The 20,773-nt window shown below is 65.0% G+C and carries 14 protein-coding genes; 9 read left to right on the top strand and 5 right to left on the bottom strand.

Annotation, left to right across the window (positions count from 1 at the left end):
* The first annotated feature begins 2 nt into the window (after positions 1-2).
* Positions 3-1,985: a transglycosylase SLT domain-containing protein gene (locus MWN76_RS15060; protein ID WP_250462504.1), complete on the top strand. Its 1,983-nt coding sequence runs from the start codon at positions 3-5 to the stop codon at positions 1,983-1,985.
* A 55-nt stretch (positions 1,986-2,040) separates the two neighbouring features.
* Here the strand turns inward: MWN76_RS15060 and MWN76_RS15055 are convergent, their stop codons facing one another.
* Entirely contained in the window at positions 2,041-2,286 is a 246-nt protein-coding gene (locus MWN76_RS15055; RefSeq protein ID WP_250462501.1) for a glutaredoxin family protein, read from the bottom strand.
* Between the two features lies 1 nt (position 2,287).
* Positions 2,288-3,157: an FHA domain-containing protein gene (locus MWN76_RS15050; protein WP_250462499.1), complete on the bottom strand. Its 870-nt coding sequence runs from the start codon at positions 3,155-3,157 to the stop codon at positions 2,288-2,290.
* A 312-nt stretch (positions 3,158-3,469) separates the two neighbouring features.
* Between MWN76_RS15050 and MWN76_RS15045 the strand changes: the two genes are divergently transcribed.
* The 3 genes from MWN76_RS15045 to MWN76_RS15035 all read left to right on the top strand — a co-directional run bounded on the left by MWN76_RS15045 (position 3,470) and on the right by MWN76_RS15035 (position 7,713).
* Positions 3,470-4,393: a PP2C family protein-serine/threonine phosphatase gene (locus MWN76_RS15045; protein WP_250462497.1), complete on the top strand. Its 924-nt coding sequence runs from the start codon at positions 3,470-3,472 to the stop codon at positions 4,391-4,393.
* 16 nt (positions 4,394-4,409) lie between these two features.
* Positions 4,410-6,848, top strand: a complete 2,439-nt coding sequence (locus MWN76_RS15040; RefSeq protein ID WP_250462494.1) for a bifunctional serine/threonine-protein kinase/formylglycine-generating enzyme family protein — start codon at positions 4,410-4,412, stop codon at positions 6,846-6,848.
* 313 nt (positions 6,849-7,161) lie between these two features.
* Entirely contained in the window at positions 7,162-7,713 is a 552-nt protein-coding gene (locus tag MWN76_RS15035; RefSeq protein WP_250462491.1) for an REP-associated tyrosine transposase, read from the top strand.
* Positions 7,714-7,732: 19 nt separating this feature from the next.
* On the opposite strand, the gene rlmKL is transcribed toward MWN76_RS15035, so the two are convergent.
* On the bottom strand, positions 7,733-9,934 hold the full coding sequence (gene rlmKL, locus MWN76_RS15030; protein ID WP_250462487.1) for a bifunctional 23S rRNA (guanine(2069)-N(7))-methyltransferase RlmK/23S rRNA (guanine(2445)-N(2))-methyltransferase RlmL: 2,202 nt from the start codon (positions 9,932-9,934) through the stop codon (positions 7,733-7,735).
* 284 nt (positions 9,935-10,218) lie between these two features.
* Here rlmKL and rmf point away from each other — a divergent pair, with 284 nt between their 5' ends.
* On the top strand, positions 10,219-10,473 hold the full coding sequence (rmf, locus tag MWN76_RS15025; RefSeq protein ID WP_250462485.1) for a ribosome modulation factor: 255 nt from the start codon (positions 10,219-10,221) through the stop codon (positions 10,471-10,473).
* Positions 10,474-10,509: 36 nt separating this feature from the next.
* Here rmf and MWN76_RS15020 read toward each other — a convergent pair whose 3' ends face one another.
* A complete protein-coding gene (locus tag MWN76_RS15020) occupies positions 10,510-11,538 on the bottom strand; it encodes a quinone-dependent dihydroorotate dehydrogenase (protein ID WP_250462483.1) in 1,029 nt (342 codons plus the stop codon).
* Positions 11,539-11,635: 97 nt separating this feature from the next.
* Positions 11,636-16,525 carry an NAD-glutamate dehydrogenase gene (locus MWN76_RS15015; protein WP_250462633.1) on the bottom strand — a complete coding sequence of 1,630 codons (4,890 nt, stop codon included), beginning with the start codon at positions 16,523-16,525 and terminating at the stop codon, positions 11,636-11,638.
* A gap of 327 nt (positions 16,526-16,852) precedes the next feature.
* Between MWN76_RS15015 and MWN76_RS15010 the strand changes: the two genes are divergently transcribed.
* The 4 genes from MWN76_RS15010 (at position 16,853) to MWN76_RS14995 (ending at position 20,713) form a co-directional block, all read left to right on the top strand.
* Positions 16,853-17,824 (top strand): AAA family ATPase, encoded by a 972-nt coding sequence (locus tag MWN76_RS15010; protein ID WP_250462481.1) that lies wholly within the window; start codon positions 16,853-16,855, stop codon positions 17,822-17,824.
* 148 nt (positions 17,825-17,972) lie between these two features.
* A complete protein-coding gene (locus tag MWN76_RS15005; protein ID WP_250462479.1) occupies positions 17,973-18,938 on the top strand; it encodes a DUF58 domain-containing protein in 966 nt (321 codons plus the stop codon).
* A 133-nt stretch (positions 18,939-19,071) separates the two neighbouring features.
* Positions 19,072-19,638: a DUF4381 domain-containing protein gene (locus MWN76_RS15000; protein ID WP_250462477.1), complete on the top strand. Its 567-nt coding sequence runs from the start codon at positions 19,072-19,074 to the stop codon at positions 19,636-19,638.
* On the top strand, positions 19,631-20,713 hold the full coding sequence (locus MWN76_RS14995) for a vWA domain-containing protein (RefSeq protein ID WP_250462476.1): 1,083 nt from the start codon (positions 19,631-19,633) through the stop codon (positions 20,711-20,713). The genes MWN76_RS15000 and MWN76_RS14995 overlap by 8 nt, the downstream gene beginning before the upstream one ends.
* The last annotated feature ends 60 nt before the right edge of the window (positions 20,714-20,773 follow it).

The raw sequence follows: 20,773 nt of genomic DNA, 5'->3' as shown, positions 1-20,773 counted from the left end.
CAATGTCGATTGACGCAAAGGGAATCGCGTTCCTTGTTTCAGTCCTGGTGGCCGTGGCATCCACGCCGGCCGCCGCAGCCGAGTCCTCCGCGGAGGAGGCCGTCGCGCAACGCGAGCGGCTGCAGGATGCCCGCCTGGCCATCGCCCACCGGGATACCGCGGAGCTGGCGAAAATCAAGCGGGAGCTGAAGGATTACCCGCTGCTGCCCTATATCGATTACTGGGCCATCAGCAAAAAGATTTCCAGCCTGCCCTACGATGAAATCGACCGTTTCCTGGACAACTATCGCGGCACCGCGATCGGCGACTGGATGCGCGTGCGGATACTGCGCGAGCTGGGCAGCCAGCGGCGCTTCCGCGCCTACCTCAAGTACTACGACCCGGACAAGATCGTGCGCACCTCGCTGCGCTGTTACTACGCCGACGCCCTCTCCCGCCACGGGGACAAGGAGGCGGCCTACAAGCTGGTCGAGGATCTGTGGATGGTGGGCTACTCCCAGACCGAGGAGTGCGACCCGGTCTTTGCCCGCTGGATGAAAGACGGCCGCCTGACGGCGACACTGGCGTGGGAGCGGCACCGTCTGGCCGTGGAAAATGGCCATCTGGACCTGGCCGAATACATCGCCGGCAAGATGGGCGGCGACCAGGCGGACCTGGCCCGGCTGCTGCGCTCCGTACACAGCGACCCGGAACAACTGCTGGACTACAAGCGCTTTATCGGCGACAAGCCCCCCGCTGCCGAGCGGGAGTACCGCGCCATCGTCCTGCACGGGCTGCACCGCCTGACCCGCGACGATCCGGCAGTTGCGGAACACGCCTGGCGGCGCTACCAGGCCAGCTACCTGTTCGACGACGCCGATCGCGACGGCATCCTGCGCGAACTGGCGCTGCAGCTGGCCCGCGACGACGACCTGGCCGGGGTCAGGCGACTGATCGAGCAGGAAAATTTTTCCGACCAGCGCACCATCGACTGGCTGGCGCGCCAGGCGCTGCGCCAGATGGACTGGGCGCAGGTGGAATTCTGGATCGACCGCCTGCCGGAAGAGGAGCAGCAGCGGGATCGCTGGCTCTACTGGAAGGCCCGCACCATCGAGGAACTCTACGGCAAGGGTCGCGCCGATGTGGCCGTGCAGCTCTACCGGAAGGCCGCGGAGGAACGCAGCTATTACGGTTTCCTGGCCGCCGACACCCTGGGCCAGAACTACAGCTTTGTCGACCGGCCGGCGCCGGTCACCCCCAGCCAGGTCAAAGAGATGGCCGCCAGGCCGGCGATGCAACGGGCGCGGGAGCTGCAGGCGATCGGCGAGTTCTACCACGCCCGCCGCGAGTGGCATTACGCCACCGAGGGCATGTCGCACGGTGAGCTGCTCACCGCCGGCAAGGTGGCCAGCGCCTGGGGCTGGTACCACAAGTCGATCCAGTCAGTGCTGGCGGCGGACTACCTGGACGACCTTGAGCTGCGCTTCCCGCTGGCCTTCTCCGATATCGTCGACAGGGTCAGCAGGGAAATGGGCGGCAAGACCGCGCTGGACCCCTACCTGATCTACGCGGTGGCACGCCAGGAGAGCCACTTCAGCCACGATGCCAAATCCCGCGCCGGTGCGCTGGGGCTGATGCAGCTGCTGCCGTCGACCGCGCGCGCCACGGCGCGCCGGGCCGGGGTGCGCTACCGGCGCAGCTGGGACCTATTGAGCCCCAGCACCAATATCGCACTGGGCAGCTTCTACCTGAACACCCTGCTGAACCGCTTCGACAACAACCGCTTCCTGGCCGCGGCGGCCTATAACGCCGGCCCCACCCGGGTCGCCCGCTGGCTGGAGGAAACCGCCAACCAGCTGCCCTATGATATCTGGATAGAGACAATCCCCTACAGCGAGACGCGCCGCTACGTGCAGAATGTACTGGCGTACACCGTGATCTACGCCTATCGCAGCGGCACCGAACTGTCGCTGCTGCGCGAGAATGAAGCGGCGGCAAAGCTCTGAGAAAGGATCAAAAAAAGTATCGAAAGGGAGGCAGAGACGGCCGGGCGGCCCGCGATCACAACCGCCGGCTGAGCCAGTCGGCGAGCTGGTCCCGGTCGAAGGGCCAGGCGCAGACATCGTCCGGGTCGCCGAGCCCCACGACCGGGATCCGCATACCAAAACGCGCCTCGAGGTCGGCGTCGCCGGCGATATCCACTTCCCGCAGGCGCAACCCGCGAGACTCGAGCACCGGCCATATTTCCGGCTTGGCCTTTTCACACAGGCTGCAGCCGAGGGTGGTGTAAAGAATCAGTTCCCCCAAGTCAGACCAGCCCCTGGCTGCGCGCCCAGAAAAACGCGAGGCCGCCCCCGGCCAATAGCAGCCCGCCCATCCAGATCCAGGCACTGCTGCCGCCGTCGGCGAGCGCCGAGTCGCCTTCATAGCGGCGGCGCTCCCGGGTCAGCTCGGAGGTGGAGACCGGCTGCGGCCGCTCCTCCGCCCGCGCCGCATCCTGGTGATCGGTGGCGGAACGGGCCTGGGCCAGCGATACCGCCGGGCGCACCGTGGTCTGGTTTCGGTCGTCCGCCGGCCCCACCACGCTGAAGCTCAGCGTATCAAAGCGCAGCTCGTCCCCCCGCCGCACACGGGTTTCCACCACCCGCCGGTTGTTCAGGTAGGTGCCGTTGGAAGAGCCCAGGTCGAACACGAACAGCAGCCCGTCGCGCACTTCCAGCCGCGCGTGGCGACGGGACAGGTGGGACAGGGAAAAAGTGATGTCGCATTCATCCGAGCGCCCCACCACACTGCTGTCCCGCACCGGGAAAACCCGCCCGGCAATGGCCGGGTGATTGGCCCGCAGGGCCCAGGAAACCCCGTTGCCGGAACCCACCGACTTCAGTTTCGTCACCTTGGGATCCAGCACCGCCAGGGTGCGACCGCCGATCTTGAGTTTGTCGTTGACCTGCAGCGGACAGCTGTCTTCCACCGCCCTGCCGTTGACCTCCAACTGGCCGGCCCCCGCCAGGTTGTGGACCGTCAGCCTGTCTCCCGACACCACCACCTCGGCGTGGACCTTGGCAATGGATTCGTCGGAAATGGTTAAATCGCAATTGCCGGCGCGCCCGATTGTCACTTTTGGCGCTACCAACCACACACTATGACTGGCATCCTTGGGATCGCAGAGTTTGAGCATGGCTTCTGTTTCCTTTAAACCGGGTCGGCAGCCGCACACAGTCTGCGACTACTCGCCATCGATGGGCGGCGACTTCGCCCCCTTCCAGAGTTGGCCCGAGTTTATCACGGGGATTTTCGTTAGCGTGTGATTCGGTTTGCAGCTTACAATGCCCCCCGGGCATTAGTATGCGCTGTGCGCCAGAGTCAGTCGGCAGCCGCGGCGCTACTGCCCCCTCAGGGACGGAACATCCGGTCCTCGCCCGCACCACCCGCACACCGGGGAGCGGGGCGCCGCCGGACAAATCAGAATAAGACAGGTAGTTGCACGCCAGTGAGTGAAGCCAAAGTACGCGAGGAATCGCGGCACAGCGGGACAGTCCAGCGCACCAGTGGCCCCCGGCGCAGCGCCGGAGCCACACATCCAGGCTACAAACGCGAACAGAACGAAGATGCCTACTGGGCCGACGAGCAGCGCGGCATCTGGGTGGTGGCCGACGGCCTCGGCGGACACCAGGCCGGCGAGATCGCCAGCAAGACAGTCGTCGAGGAAATCCAGCGTTCGGCGGCGACAGACCGCCACTACGAGCGGGCCCTGCAGCGCGCCCATGCGCTGCTGCTGGGCGACGAGCAGAGCACTGCCAATATGGGGTCCACGGCGGTGGTGGTGGCCGAGGACGGCGCCTACTTTCATATTTACTGGGTCGGTGACAGCCGCGCCTATCTCTGGTCTCCGGGCGCCGGGCACGGCCGCCTCAAGCAGCTCACCAACGACCACTCCTATGTGCAGATGCTGGTCGATTCCGGCGCGATCAATTCCACCGAAGCCGCCAGCCACCCCAACCGCCATGTCATCACCCGCTGTATCGGCGGCAGTACCAATCCCCGCCTGGACATCGATCGCGTCTCCTCCCCCTGGCACGCGGGGCAGAGGCTGCTGCTGTGCAGCGACGGCCTCAGTGCCGAGGTGGAGTCGGAACAGATCTCCGCCATCCTGGCCGGGAACAGCGACAACCGGCGCGCCGCCGACCTGCTGGTGGCCGCGGCCCTGGACGCCGGCGGCAAGGACAATATTACCGTGCAGGTGATCGACGCACCGGATCCGGCGCCGACGAGTGTGCAAAAGTGGACTTCGCGCACAGGCAAAGCGCTACACGCTTCAGCGCTTGGTTTGGGTTCCCGGGGCACACTGGCAGTCGCGGCCTGTGCACTCGGCGCCGGCGCCGTGCTGGCCGCCTGGCTGTTCGGCATTATCTGATTCGAGGAAGCGTTTGATGGAAGTCGTCAGCACCGGCAGCACATCGCTGGAAATTCCCGGCTATCGGATTCTCAAGAAAATCAACCAGGGCGGCATGTCCACCGTCTACCTGGCAATCCAGCGCAGCGTCGGTCGCCAGGTGGCCCTCAAGGTGATGTCGCCGGTACTGAATGCCGACCCCATCTTCAGCGAACGGTTCCAGCGCGAGGCCAATATCGTCGGCCAGCTGTCGCACCCCAATATCGTCGGCATCCACGATATCGGCCGCTACCGCAGCCTGAACTATATCGCCATGGACTATATGCCCGGCGGCTCCGTCTCCGACCGCCTGGCGAAGGGCACCATCGAGCCCCTGGACGCGCTGAATGTCACCCGCGAAATCGCCCTGGCCCTGGATCACGCCCACGGCAAAGGCTATGTGCACCGGGACCTGAAACCGGAAAACATCCTCTTCCGCGAAGACGGCTCGGCCGTGCTGACGGACTTCGGTGTCGCCCGCGCGGTGGCCCGTACCACACGCATGACCAACACCGGCATGGTGGTGGGCACGCCCCATTACATGAGCCCGGAACAGGCCCGCGGCGCCGCGATCGATGGCCGCGCCGACCTCTACAGCCTGGGTGTGGTCTTCTACGAAATGATCACCAGTGCCGTGCCCTTCCAGGCGGACGAGGCAGTGGCCATCGCCATCAAGCACCTGACCGATCCCATCCCGCGGCTGCCGGCCCGGCACTCGCTATACCAGAACCTGATCGACCACTTCCTGGCCAAGGATCCGGACCAGCGCTTCCAGCGCGGCCTGGACGTGGTGGATGCCATCGACCAGTTGATCGCCGCGCTGGCCGGCAAGCCCACGGCGCAGTCCACCCAGTTGAACAATACCTCGGTGCGCGTTTCCAGCCTGATGCGCGCACTGCTGATGACCCTGTACGGCACGGTCAGCGACAAAATCGCCACCGCCTGGGCGCGCCTGCGCGACAAGCCGCTGAACGAAAATCACCCGCGCGCCGAGCAGGCCACGATCATGCGCATCCACCAGGTGATCCAGCAGGCACCGCAGCGCAAGCGACGCCAATGGCTGTTCGGCAGCCTGGTGAGCAGCTCGGTACTGTTCGCCTGGATGCTGTTCAGCCTGATCACCTACACACTGCATTGGCAATCCGGTTCCGAATCCCTCGATAGCGCCAGCCGCTTTACCGCGCAGCTGCTGTTGCCGGACGGCGATGCAGTCGACGCGCCGGCAGCCGCGGAGAACGAGCCGGTTACGCAGCGCACCGCGGCAATCTCCCCCGCCGAAGACACGCCCCGAGACCCGCTGCCGGTGGCGACGCCCCCCGCAGCGGTCGACGGGACACCCGCGGGCGCGGAAGACGAACCCACCCTCCAGGTGCCTGCCGCGCAATCCCCGGCAGACGGGCAACAGGACGCCGCAATGCAGGCGGAGACCGGCGACGAAGTCCCGGCGACAGCGCCCGCCGCCGAGCCCGCTGTGGCACAGCCCCCGGCGACATTCAGCCTCGACGTGCGCCCCCGCCCGGACGACGCCCGCGTGCGCATCATGAATATCGTGCCCCGCTACCAGCCGGGCATCGAGCTGGAAGCCGGCGAATACGACCTGGAAGTCAGCAAGCCCGGCTACACCACAGTGCGCCGCTGGATCGAAATCGATGACAGCGATCTCACCGTGCCGGTGAGGCTCGAGCGCGCCTGGTATCACGGCAAGACACTCCGCTCGCCGCTCACGAACGGCGGCGAGGGCCCGGAAATGACGGTGGTGCGCGCCGGCAGCTACCGCATGGGCAACGACCAGTACCCGGCCAGCAGCCCCGCGCACCGCGTGAAAATCGGGCGGACCTTTGCCATTTCCACCCACGAGATCACCTTCGGCGAGTACGACCGCTACGTGGATGCCACCGGCAGCGCCCTGCCCGGCGATTCCGGCTGGGGCCGCGACAAGCGCCCGGTGATCAACGTCAGCTGGCGCGACGCCCGTGACTACGCGCAGTGGCTGTCGCGGCAGACCGGCAGGAAATACCGCCTGGCCAGCGAGGCCGAGTGGGAGTACGCGGCGCGCGGTGGCGTCCCGAAACCTTTCTGGTGGGGCGAGCGCGAATCCCGCGGCCGCGCCAACTGCCGCCGCGGCTGCGCCAGCGAATTCACCGGCTTTTTCACCGCCACCACGGCCCCCGTGGGCCACTTCCAGGCCAATCCCTTCGGCCTGCACGACACCGCCGGCAATGTCGCCGAGTGGGTGCAGGACTGCTACCAGGGCGACTACAGCAACAGCCGCAGCGACGGACGCCCGCCACGGGTCGCCAACTGCGAGCAGCGGGTCATACGCGGCGGCTCCATGCGCGACCCGCTCGAAATGGTCCGCTCCGACTACCGGGCGGGACTCAACGAGAGCAGCATGTCGCGGGAGGTGGGCTTCCGGGTGGTGATGGAACTGGAATAAGCCGCCACTACAAAGCATGGACCACTAGCCCGGATATTTCACCAAGGGCCACGATGATCGCGCCGAGATCTGTGCGCTCAGTGCGTTTTTGCGGCGTACATGCATGCTTATTGCACGTATTAGCCGCAAAAATGTGCTGAGCGTGCAGAGATCAAGCGAGGGCGTGGCCAGCGTTGGCCGGTGACAATCTGTCCCCGCGGAGATTCCTGAAAACATTAACGAAAACATAAAGTTACGTTGAATACTGAGCGGCTTGGTGAAATATCCGGGCTAGTAGGGTGCGCCGTGCGCACCGGTCGTAGAGGAGCAGGGAATGCCCAACTACCACCGATATCATCCGACATCGAAAGTCTATTTTTTTACGCTCGTCACCTACCAACGGCAACCCACTCTACTGACCCCTGAATGCCGTGCAGCTTTGCGCGACGCGGTCAACGAAACCAGGCAGCGCTATCCCTTCTCAATCGACGCCTGGGTATTGCTGCCGGACCACCTGCACTGCATATGGACTCTGCCGAATCCGGACACCGACTTCTCCCGACGTTGGTCAATAATCAAAAGACTCACCACCCAGTCATTGCAAACCGATCCGGCGGTGCGCACGGCGCACCCTACACTGTCACAGAGCAGACGGCGGGAGGGAAGCCTGTGGCAACGGCGCTTTTGGGAGCACGAAATAAGGGACGAGAAAGACTTTCAGCACCATCTCGATTACTGCTACTGGAATCCGGTAAAACATGGGCTGGTACTGTCACCATCACAATGGCCGTACTCGACGCTTCACCGGGAGGTGCGGCGAGGACTCTATCCTGCGGACTGGGGCAGACAGTCTGTCGAAAAGGAAGGATGGGATTACGGTGAGTAGGGTGCGCCGCACACATCCTTCAAGCCTGGACTTTCCACACATTGTGAATTTTCGGGTTGCGCTGGAAATCCCGGTCCAGCAACGGCAACTTCTCCACTGCGAACGCCGCTTTAATATCTTCGTCCATCGTGAAGCTGCGCAGATTGTTGGAAAACACCAGCGTACCGCCCGGGGCGAGTAGCGCCATGCACTGGCGAATCAACCTGCCGTGGTCGCGCTGGATATCCAGTACGCCGCGCATTTTGGCGGAGTTGGAAAAGCTCGGCGGGTCGAGGAAGATCAGGTCGTAGTGGCCGCGGCGGTTCTGCTGCGCGGATTCCAGCCACTGCAGGCAGTCCGCCTCCACCAGTTGGTGGCGGTAGGGATCGAGGTTGTTGCGGCGGAAATTGCGCGCGCTCCAGGATTGGTAGGTTTTCGACATGTCCACACTGGTGCTCTGTTCGCAGCCACCCAGCGCCGCCTGTACCGTCGCGGTGGCGGTGTAGCAGAACAGGTTGAGCAGTTTCCGGCCGCGCGCCCGCTCGCGCAGGTACTGGCGCACCGGCCGGTGATCCAGGAACAGGCCGGTATCCAGGTAGGCCCACAGGTTCACTTCCAGCTGCGCACCGTATTCCCTGACCCAGAATGCCTGTCCGTCGACATCGCGCCTGCCGTACTGGTCGCCGCCCTTGTGGCTCTGGCGGCGGCGCTCCTTGATGCTGATATGGCGCTGCGGGATTTCCAGTGCCACCTGCACCGCGCGCACCAGGTCCCGCAGCCTCGAACGCGCCTTGTCCTCCGGCACACTGGCCGGCGCACGGTATTCCTGCACATGGGCGTAGAGCGCACCCTCTGTGGAGCGGTACAGATCCACGGCGGCGGCGTATTCCGGCAGGTCCGCATCGTAGAGCCGGTAGCAGTCGATGGCATTTTTAGCGGCCCACTTGCCGGTGGTGCGCAGGTTTTTCTTCAGGCGGTTGACCACCATCTGCACCTCTGCAGACAGCACCGGCTCCCGTTCGGCAGCAGAATCCCCGCCGCGCTCGCGCACATCGAACAGCAGCAACTGGCTGGGAATACTGCCGTTGTACAACTGGTACTGCTTGTGGGAGCGCAGGCCGGTGGCGAACCCCAGTTCCGGGTTGCCGGTAAAGATCCCCACCTTCCAGCCGGCGAACTCCGTTTTCAGCTGGCGACCCAGCTCAGCATAGGTCTCGCGCAGGGCCTCCTGTTCGCCCAGGCGCTCGCCGTAGGGCGGGTTGCTGAGCACCAGGCCGGGCTTGATCTCGCGGTGACTGGGCACCTTGAATGCCGATACCGGCCGGCAGCTGACCCGCACCTGCCGCTCCAGGCCGGCGCGGGCGATATTCGCCTCGGCCGCGAACAGCACCTTGGCGTCGGCGTCGTAGCCGCGGATCTCCGGCAGTGCACTTTCCCCGCCGGGGCCACCGCGCTCGAGGCCCGCGCGGCGGCGCTGCAGCGCCTCCTCGCGCAACTTGAGCCAGATGTCCGACTGGTGGTTGAGCCAGCGCTCGAAGCCGAAACCGTCGCGCAGCAGGCCCGGGGCATAGTCCGCGGCCATCATGGCGCCCTCGATCAGTATCGTGCCGGAGCCGCACATCGGGTCCAGCAGCGCCCCGCCCTGCGCGGCGATTTGCGGCCAGCCGGCGCGCAGCAGCAGCGCCGCGGCCAGGTTTTCCTTCAGCGGCGCGGCGCCGATATGGGTGCGGTAGCCGCGCTTGTGCAGGCTCTCGCCGCTCAGGTCGATGGCGATATCCAGTTTGTCCCGATGCAGTCGCAGCGCCACGGTCAGGTCCGGGTGCTGCCGCTCCACCACCGGCCGCGCACCGCTCTGGCGGCGCAGCCGGTCGACGATGGCATCCTTGGCCTTCTGTGCGCCGAACTGGCTGTTGCGGATCTCGCGGTTGGTGCCGGAGAACTGCAGCCACAGCTTCGCCGCCGGGCTGATATGCTCCTCCCAGGGCAGCGCCGCAACAGCGCGGTAGAGATCTTCCGCATCGCCGATGCGAACCTGCGACAGGCGCAGCAGTATCCGGTTCGCCAGGCGACTCCACAGACAGCAGCGGTAGGCCAGCTCGAGCGGGCCCGCGAAATGTACCGAAGCCGGCTGTTCGTGCAGGGCCGAGGCCCCGAGATCGCGCAGCTCGGCGGCCAGCAACCCCTCCAGGCCCCTGGGACAGGTGGCGGTGAACTCGAGCCGGGCGGAAGTAGCGTCAGTCAAAATCTATGGTTCCTCAATCGGTATCCGGCGACGGTCGCGCGGGCGGACAGGATTCTCCCGGTCGCCCCTTTGCCGCAACCGCGTTCCCCGGCCTATGCATTCTGTTTCTATTCGCGGCGCCCTTCAGATGAAAATGTTCGTTCACAGCGACCCTGGGCGGGCGCAGCATTCCAGTCAGATTCTCCACCGAGACAGTGTGGCAACCATCTCGCCATATTCACTAAGCTTAGGGAGACGAAGGAAAAAGTCGCCGCAAACACACGAAAGCCGAGGTGCTGTATAAGATGAAACGCCAAAAACGTAACCAGTCCAACAGAGCCTTCTGCAAAGGGTATCTCGCCGCCACGGAAAACAAGCCGCTGGGAAGTTGTCCCTACGCCAATGGCGATCGCCACCAGGAGTGGGTCAACGGCTGGCGCGACGGCCGGGAAGATTACTGGAACGGGTTTGGGGCCTCAACCAAAGCACAGAAACTGGAGCAGTTCCGCACTCTGCAGCCGGAGGATCACCACCCGGACGGCTGGAGCACTGCCTCCTGATCGATTGCCAGCGGGCAGTGATCCGTCCGCGACCGGTCACTGCTTGCGGCGCGCCAGGGCGATGGCCTCGGCGGCTTCGCGGATGACCGCGGGCCCCCGGTAGATGAAGCCGGTGTAGAGCTGTACCGCAGTGGCGCCGGCACGGATCTTTTCCGCGGCCGACTCGCCATCGAAAATCCCGCCGACGCCGATAATCGGCAGGCGGCCGCGCAGCGATTTCGCCAGCTGTGCGATCACTTCCGTCGAGCGGCTCGCCAGCGGGCGGCCGCTGAGCCCGCCTTCCTCGTTGCCGTGCGCCAGTTCACTCACCGCCGATTTATCGATCGTGGTATTGGTGGCGATAACGCCGTCGATCTCGAATTCGCACAGCACCTCGGCAATTCCGGCGATGGCCTCGTCGTCCATATCCGGCGCTATCTTGATCGCCAGCGGTACGTAGCGGTCGCCGGCCTGCGCCAATTGCCGCTGCTTTTCCTTGATCGCGCCCAGCAACTGCTTGAGCCCCTCCCCGAACTGCAGGTCGCGCAGGCCCCTGGTGTTCGGCGAGGAGATATTCGCGGTAATGTAATCCGCGTAGGGGTACACCTTTTCCATACACAGGCAGTAATCGTCTGCGGCCCGCTCCACCGGCGTATCGAAATTCTTGCCCACATTGATGCCCAGCACACCGCCGTAGCGACGGCGCTTGACGCGCTCCACCAGGTAGTCCACCCCCAGGTTGTTGAACCCCATGCGGTTGATGATGCCGCCGGCCTCCTCGATGCGGAACAGCCGCGGCTGCGGGTTGCCCGGCTGCGGGCGCGGCGTCACCGTGCCCACTTCGACAAAACCGAATCCCAGTGCCCCCAGGCCGTTGAAGGCCTGGGCATTCTTGTCCAGCCCCGCGGCCAGGCCCACCGGGTTGGGCAGGGTCAGGCCCATCAGTTCCACCGGATCGTCGGCGACAGGCCTGGTAAACAGCGACAGCAGGCCGAGGCGCTCGGCGGCGCCGATGGCATCGAGGGACAGGTGATGGGCCCTTTCCGGGTCCAGCGCAAACAGTGCCTTGCGCAGGTGTTCGTACATGGTGATCCTTGTTTGTCTATCTCGGTGACGGCAGGGCCGCGGCGCGGGCGAACACCGGGTTCACCCTGCGCGCAGCGCGCCCTATACGAGCCCCCGACTACTCCGCCAGCGACTCCCGATCCGCAGTCGCATTGGCCAGGTACATCAGCTCGCGCAGTGCCACGGTAAACATGGCGAAATCGCCGATGGGGGCAGCTTTCAATTCCGCCACCATGCTATTCCAGCGCTGGATGGCGGGCGCCATGATATCGCTCCAGCGGGTCATTGCGCCATCCACATCCAGATCCTGTTCACCGGCGAGACGCAGTATGTTGATCGCCAGGCTGCTGAGCTGGTTGTCCAGGTCGTCCATGCTGGTCTCGCGCGCCTGCGCCTGCCAGAAGCTGTCCACCGGCAGGTCGATGATCTGGTTGCCGAACCAGTGCAGGTCCAGGGCATCGGCGAGGCGGAAATAGACCCGCGCCACCTCTTCCACCGGGCGCTCGCTGGCGCGGGCGGATTCGGAGATCCCGAGGGCCGAGTACAGGTAGGTTGGCGACGCCGCCAGCAGTGCCACCTTCTCCGGCACATGGGCCTCCTGCAGGCCCTGGTAGCGGGACTCCCATTCCCGGCGCGGTTCGCCGCTCAGCACCTCCGGCAGCGCCGTGATCACGCGCTGTACGGATTCGCGGTACATCGCCTGGTCCTGCGCCGGCTCCAGGTCGCTGCGGCGATTGCGGATAAACCAGCGCGCGGCGCGACGCACGCGGCCGATCATGGAGCTCATCAGCTCGATCTGCAGGCTCGCCGGCACCTTGTAGTCCAGCGCCGCCAACTGGTCGAGGAATTCCGGCATCCGGTACACCTCGCGGGCACAGATATAGGCCGCGGCGATGGTGTCGATATCGGCCCCGGTGGCACCGCTGATACGGTGGTAGAAAGTGATCCCCATATTGTTGACCAACTCGTTCGCCACCTGGGTGGCGACGATCTGCCGGCGCAGCGGGTGGTCATAGACCAGCTCCCGGTAGCGCGCCACCAGTTCCGCCGGGAAGGCGGACTCCACCGCCTCCTGCACCCGCGGATTGCCGGTGACCGCCGCATCGAGCAATTCCTCTTTCAGCTTCACCTTCACATAGGAAATCAGCACCGACAGCTCCGGGCGCGTCAGGTACTGGCCGCGGTTCTGGCGCTCGGTGATCTGCTCGTTGTCCGGGATGAACTCCAGCGCGCGGTTCAGGCGCCCCTCGCTCTCCAGCGCGTTGATCGCGCGGCGGTATTCGTCCAGCCGCTCGGACACCTGGTACTCGGCCACACTCAGCGCGCGGGTCTGGTCGTAGTTGTTGTCCAGCACCAGCGCCGATACGGATTCGGTCATTTCCTCCAGCAGCTGGTTGCGCTGCTTGTCGGTCAGGTCGCCGTTGGCCACCACCTTGTTGAGGAGGATCTTGATGTTGACCTCGTGGTCCGAGCAGTCCACGCCGCCGGCGTTGTCGATAAAGTCGGTATTGCAGCGGCCGCCGTTGAGCGCGAACTCGATACGGCCGCGCTGAGTCATGCCCAGGTTGCCGCCCTCGCCGAACACTTTGGCGCGCAGCTCGGCGCCGCTGACCCGCAGGTTGTCGTTGGACTTGTCGCCCACCTCGGCGTGGGATTCGGTGCTGGCCTTGACGTAGGTGCCGATGCCGCCGTTCCAGATCAGGTCCACCGGCGCGCGCAGCAGTGCGCTGATCAGCTCGTTGGGGTTGAGCTGGTCGGCTTCGATATCGAACGCCGCCTTCATCTCCGGGCTGATCCTGATCGACTTGGCGCGGCGCTCGAAAATGCCGCCGCCCCGGGAGATCAATTTCTTCTCGTAGTCCATCCAGCTGGAGCGCGGCATCTCGAACAGGCGCTGGCGCTCGGCGAAACTGGTGGCCGCATCCGGATTCGGGTCGACAAAGATATGCAGGTGGTTGAACGCCGCCTTCAGGCAGATATGTTCCGACAACAGCATGCCGTTACCGAACACATCGCCACCCATATCGCCGATGCCGATAACCGAGAAATCCTCCTGCTGGACGTTGATGCCCATCTCGCGGAAGTGGCGCTGCACCGACACCCAGGCACCGCGCGCGGTGATGCCCATTTTCTTGTGGTCGTAGCCGTGGCTGCCACCGGAGGCGAAGGCGTCGCCGAGCCAGAAGTCGTACTCCGCGGCGATACCGTTGGCAATATCGGAGAAAGTCGCCGTGCCCTTGTCCGCGGCAACCACCAGGTAGGGGTCGTCGCCGTCGCGGCGCACTACCTGCTCCGGCGGCACCACGTCACCGTCGTGCAGGTTGTCGGTGATATCCAGCAGGCCGCGGATGAACGTGGTATAGCAGGCGATGCCGGCCTCCATCATCGCCTCGCGGCCGCCGTCCGCCGGCGGGCGGCGCACCACAAAGCCACCCTTGGCACCGCTGGGCACGATCACCGCATTTTTGACATTCTGCGCTTTCACCAAGCCCAGCACCTCGGTGCGGAAATCCTCCAGCCGGTCGGACCAGCGCAAACCGCCGCGGGCCACCTTGCCGCCGCGCAGGTGCACGCCCTCCACCTGCGGCGAATAGACGAAGATCTCGAATTCCGGCCGCGGCTCGGGGATACCGGGGATATCCCGCGGGCTGAACTTGATGGAGATGTAATCCTTGGGATCGCCATCGGCATTGGCCTGGAACACGTTGGTGCGCAGCGTGGCCAGGATCAGCTCCAGGTAGCGGCGGATCACCTGGTCCTCGTTCAGGTTGTCGACGCTGTCGAGCCCGTCGTGAATCTTCTTGACCAGGCGCTCGACGCGGGTCTGCTCGCCGGTACCACTGGCGACGCGCGGATCGAACATGGCGCGGAACAGCGCCACCAGGTTGCGGGTGATCTCGACGTGGTTGGCCAGGGTGCGGGCGATGTACGACTGGCTGGCGCTGAACTTGGTCTGCTTCAGGTAGCGGGCATAGGCGCGCAGCATCGAGACTTCACGCCAGTTCAGGCGCGCCGCCAGCACCAGACGGTTGAAGGCGTCGCTCTCGGCCACGCCGCTCCAGATGGCCGCGAAGGCGTCCTGGAACAGGTTGCGCGATGCCTGCGCGTCGATGCGGGTGGGCAGGCCGAATTCCAGGTGGAACTCGTGCATCCACACCTCGGTGCCGCCGGCCGGGCGCACCGTGTAGGGGAACTCGCCGAGCACCCGCAGGCCCAGGTTTTCCAGTACCGGGATCACATCCGACAGGGTCAGGCCCGCACCCCAGTTGAACACCTTGAAACGCAGGCTGCCGGGTTCCGCGCCCACCGGCTGGTAGAAACTCATGGCCACGCGATTGTCGGCGCTCAGGTCGGCGATGGCGGCCACGTCCTGCACCGCGATACGCGGTTCAAAATCCTCGCGGTAACCGGCGGGGAAAGCGCGGCCGTAGGCACTGTAGAGGCGGTTGCCCTCTTCCTCGCCGTGGCTTTCGATCAGGGATCTCTGGAATACATCTTCCCAGGAACGGGTGATATCCACTATCTGCGCCTCCAATTGCGCTACGTCTATATCCACCGGCTCGCTGGGGGAAACCCGGAACACGAAGTGCACCCGCGCGAGAATGGATTCGGAAAAGTAGGTGGTGAAATCGGACTCTCTGGCCTTGATGGCCCTGGCGATATGCGCGCAGATACGCTCGCGCACATCGCTGTTGAACTGCTCCCGCGGCACGTACACCGTGGCGGTGACGAACTTGCCGAACGGATCGCGGCGCATGAAGAGGCGGATGTGCGCGCGCTCGTTCATGCTGAGCACACCCATCACGGTGTGAAACAGTTCCTGGGTACCGCTCTGGAACAGCTCATCCCGCGGGAAAGTATCCAGGATGCGGCGCAGCGCCTTGCCATCGTGGCTGTGCAGGTCCAGGCCGCTGGACTCCATCACCGAGGCCATCTTGCGGCGGATGATGGGAATCTTGGCCGGGCTCTCGGTGTACACCGGCGAGGTATAGAGACCCATAAAGGCGGACTCGCCGATGACCTCGCCGTCGGCATCGTAGCGCTTGACGGTCACATAGTCGGAATAGGCGGCGCGGTGCACCCGCGACTTGACCGAGGACTTGGCGAAGGTGAGGAAGTTGGGGCCCTGGTAGAAGCGTTGCTTGCCCTCGTTGAAAGCGGCCTCGGGGGTCGGTTCCGCCGGCTCTTCCAGCTTCTTGAAAATACCCAGGCGGCGCTGCTCCACTTCGCACAGCACTTTTTTGTCGCCCTGCTGGCAGAACTCGTATTCGCGATAACCGAGGAAAGTAAAGTTGCCATCGCGCATCCACTGCATGAAGGCACAGGCTTCCTGCAGATTGGCGTCGTCCTCGGACAGGCCGGTGTGCAACTGGTCCTCCATGGCACTGCAGGCGTCCAGCATGGGCACATAGTCGTCCACCACCAGTTCCACGTCGCCCAGCACGTCTTTCAGCGCCGCCGTGAGGTCCGCGGCGAAGGACGAGGAGGTGTCCAGGTTGATTTCCACATAGATCAACGCCTCGCCGGCGATGGACGGATCCCCCTCCTCGATACTGTGGTGGCGCGGCAGCAGCTGCTGCAGTTTGCCGCGCCTGTCGCGCTGCACCTGCATCACCGTGCTCTTGATCGAGTGAATCACGGTGTCCCGGCGGTTGATCTCCATGCGCGCAGAGTCCACCAGGAACGGCATATCCCGCTGCAATATGCCCACCACGGTGTGGCTGCACTCCCAGCCGTCGTCCTCCAGGCGCGGGTTGAATACCCGCACCCTGGGGCTGTCGCCGCTACGCTGCTGGATAAAATCCCACCAGGTGTAAATGCAGCCGTAGACATCCGCCAGGCGCCGCCCGACTAGGTCTTCCAGCGGGTACTGGTACAGGAACTGTTCGGCAAACGTCAGCACCTGCTCCATCTCGCGGGGCCCGGCACGCCCGGCCAGCTTCTCGCGAATCAGTGCACTCAGCTGCTCCAGCAGCTCTTCCCGGCTGTCGGTGATTACCGTCGCCATATTCACGGGGAACCTCCCAAATTCATTCTTTTCCATCGGTTCTGTATACCCCAGACCCGAGAACAACACCGTCAGTTTCCCGGCTGTACACCGGAGTCCTGTATTCTTTCGGACCGGCATCCCGGCCCCTGCGCAGGCTGAACTTTGTGCCCGCTGCGCTGTCTATCGCGTCCGACGGTTGCCTCCGCCGCGAGCGCCGCTAAAATCAACACACCCACCCGCATTGGCGGCGACTATATATAAAGATGATAGATAGCCGGTCTTCCGGCGGGCGGGAGAAGGATCATTCTCAACAGAAGTGACACGAATATGGCGGACGCTAGTGCTATGGAAGCAAACCCGAACCTCAGGGACAGCATCATCTCCCTGGGCGACTGGCTGGGACAGCAGATCATCGGCCAGGAGACCCTGGTCAACCGCATACTGATCGCCCTGCTGGCGGACGGCCACCTGCTGGTGGAAGGCGCGCCGGGGCTGGCCAAGACCAAGGCGATCAAGACGCTGGGCGAAGCTATAGAGGGTGATTTCCATCGCGTCCAATTTACGCCGGACCTGTTGCCGGCGGACATTACCGGCACCGATATCTACCGACCGGAAACCGGAGAGTTCCATTTTCAACCCGGGCCCGTGTTCCACAACCTGGTGCTGGCGGACGAAATCAACCGCGCGCCGGCCAAGGTGCAATCGGCACTGCTGGAGGCCATGGCGGAACGCCAGATCAGCGTGGGCCGCAAGACCTATCCGCTGCCTGATTTATTCCTGGTGATGGCAACACAAAACCCGATAGAACAGGAAGGGACCTATCCGCTGCCAGAGGCACAATTGGATAGGTTCCTCATGCAGGTGAATCTTGCCTATCCGGGTGCCGAGGCGGAAGCGAAAATTTTGCGCCTGGCCAGATCCGAGGCAAGCCTTGGCGAAAATCGCCCTTCCGGACAAATCGGTCAGGAAGCCATTTTCCGCGCCCGACAGCAGATTCTGGAAATGCAGATGGTCGAGGCGGTGGAGACCTATATTGTCCAACTTGTCATTGCTACCCGGGAGCCGGCGAAGTATGACAGCGAGCTGGCATCCTGGCTAGATTTTGGCGCCAGTCCGCGGGCCACGATCGCCCTCGACCGCTGCGCGCGGGCCCGCGCCTGGCTGGCCGGCCGCGACTTCGTCACCCCGGACGACGTGATGGACGTGGCCCCGGACATCCTGCGCCACCGCCTGCTGCTCAGCTTCGAGGCGGAGGCCGCCGGCATCGACGCGGACCAGGTGATCGCGCGGTTGCTGCAGCAGGTGCCGGCGATTTAATCGGGACTCGGGACTCGGGACTCGGGACTCGGGACTCGGGACTCGAATAGCATGCAGGTTGGGATGAGCTCTGCGAACCCCAACAAGCTCGAAAGTTTAACTCTTCTCTCCCCTCGGGAGAGGGGCCGGGGGAAAGGGCAGTAGAATCTTGCACGAAGTACTGAACCACACAGACCTGGAACTCCGCGGCGCCTACCCCGCCGTCGAGCCGCTGGTGCAGATGCGCTATATCGCCCGCCAGCTGCAGCTGTTCAAACCCCGCCTGGCCAAGGCCGACCAGGCCGGCAGCCTGCTGACCCGCTACCGCGGTCGCGGAATGAATTTCGAGGAAGTGCGCGACTACCAGCCCGGCGACGATGTGCGCTCCATCGACTGGCGCGTGACCGCCCGCACCGGCAAGACCCACACCAAGCTGTACCAGGAGGAGCGCGAGCGGCCGGTGGTGATCCTGCTGGACCTGCGCTCACCGATGTTCTTCGGCAGCCAACTGGCATTCAAGTCGGTGGCCGCCAGCGGCATCGCCGCCGCCCTGGGCTGGGCCGGGCTGCAACACAGCGACCGTATCGGCGCGCTGCTGTTCGCCGACGACGACATCGATACGGTGCGCCCGCGCCGCAGCCACCACGCAGTGCTGGCGATGATCCACAATATGGTCGACCGGGCCGGTTCATTGGACAGCCCCGTGCCGGCAGACGGCAGCCAACCGCTGAAAACCCTGCTGGAGGAGGCGCGCCGCATCGCGCGCCCGGGCAGCGCCCTGTTCCTGATCAGCGACTGCCACGACCTGGACGAGAGCTGTGCGCAGCCACTCTACCTGCTGAACCGCCACGCGGACCTGCAGGTGCTGCGTATCACCGACCCGCTGGAGCGCCACCTGCCACAGCAGTCCCTGACCATCTCCGACGGCCGCCAGCGCACCTTCCTGAATGCCGGCAGCCGCCCGCTGCGCGAACACTTCGCCGAGAGCCGGGCGCTGGCGCGGGAAGAAGTGGAACAACTCTGCCGCCGGCACCGCATGCCGCTGCTGGATTTCGACAATACGCAGCCACTTGTGCCAGCACTGCTGTCCTTTTACGGTTCGCGCCAACAGAAAAACCGGAGGCCCGCGCAGTGACAGGATTACCCGCAGGGTGCGCCGTGCGCACCACGCACGATACCCCTCCGGTCAAGCGGTGCGCACGGCGCACCCTACAAGCCTACACGCCTGCAAGCAGGCTCCTACGAACGGGGCAACGGGAGTCTTTCTTGTGAGAAGGCTTCTGCAACAACAACCGGCGCCGCCGCAACTCTCCCCCGAGGAAAAGGAACTGCTGGCGCAACTCCACGACATCCGGGAGCCGGCCCCGATCAGCTGGTGGCCGCCCGCACCCGGCTGGTGGTTGCTGGCCGCGCTGGTGCTGGCCGCGATCGCCATTGCACTCCTGTGGCTGCGCCGCCGCAGGAAACGCCGCGAGCAAAACCGCTACCGCGAGGAGGCCGTGCGCCTGCTGCGCGACATCAACCCGGCCGATCCCCGCGCCACGCAGGACATCAACGAAATCCTGAAACGGGTCGCCGTGACCACCTTCGGCCGCGCCCGCTGCGGCAACCTGGTCGGCCGGCAGTGGCTCGAATTTCTCGCCAACACCGCCGCCATCGAGTGCCCGGACGCGGCGGCGAAGGCCCTGCTGGAGCATCTCTATCGCGCCGACCAACCCGACGAGAGCGGCAATCGCGCGCTGACGGAATACGCCATCGCCTGGGTGGAATCGCACTCGACCGAGACCACAAAACAAAAACAACAGGCGGCAACCGCGGAGGCAACCGGTGTTTGAATTCGCCTGGCCCTGGGTCTTCGTACTGCTGCCACTGCCGCTGCTGACGCGCCTGCTGCTGCCGCGTGCACGACCGCTCAGCAGCGCTCTGAAAGTGCCCTTCTATGCCGAGCTCTCCCAGCACGGTGGCGGCAGCCCCGGCAACCTGCTGAACCTGGCCCTGCTGACCCTGATCTGGGCGCTGCTGATCACTGCGGCCGCGCGTCCGCAGTGGTACGGCGAGCCCATCTCCCAGACCAGCAGCGCCCGCGACCTGCTGGTGGCCGTGGATATCTCCGGCAGTATGGAGACGCCGGACATGCTGCTGGAAGGCCGCCCCGCCATGCGTATCGCCGCGGTCAAGGATGTCGTCGGCGACTTTGTCGAGCGCCGCAAGGGCGATCGGCTGGGCCTGGTGCTGTTCGGCACCCGCGCCTACCTGCAGGCACCGCTGACCTTCGACCGGGAAACGGTGGACAGCCTGCTGCAGGAAGCGCAGATCGGTTTCGCCGGCCAGGGCACCGCCATCGGCGATGCCATCGGCCTGTCGGTGAAACGTCTCACCCAGCGACCGGCGGAGCAGCGCGTACTGATCCTGCTGACCGACGGCGCCAATACCGCCGGTGAGGTGTCACCCCTGAAAGCCGCCGAGCTGGCAGCGCAGGCCGGCGTGACGGTCTACACCATCGGCATCGGCGCCGAGGAAATGGTCCAGCCGGGCCTGCTCGGCAGCCGCTTCGGCGCGCGGCGCATCAACCCCTCCCGCGACCTGGACAGCGAAACCCTGCAGGCCATCGCCGACAAAACCGGCGGCCGCTATTTCCGCGCCCACAACCCGGAAGAGCTGGCGCAGATCTACCGCGAACTGGACCAGCTGGAACCGGTGGAGCAGGAAGCCGCCAGCTACCGCCCGCTGAAGTCCCTGTACGTCTGGCCGCTGGGCGCCGCCCTGCTACTGGCACTGCTGTGGGCCGCGGCACCGCTACCGGGCGCCGCAACCGCGAAGCTCCGGCTCGCCCGCCCCGGGAACACCGAGCCCGGGAGTACTCGCCGCCAGACGGGCCCCAGGCCCGCCAGCCGGAGGCAGACCACATGAATTTCTTTACCGACCTCCACCAATTCCACCCCGGGACCGCGGAGCTCCAGCTCCGCCCTG

It is taken from the genome of Microbulbifer litoralis (genome assembly GCF_023634065.1).
GTDB classification, from domain to species: Bacteria; Pseudomonadota; Gammaproteobacteria; order Pseudomonadales; family Cellvibrionaceae; genus Microbulbifer; species Microbulbifer litoralis.
The sequence above is the reverse complement of the archived record's forward strand: the minus strand, read 5'-3'. Positions and strand labels throughout refer to the sequence as shown.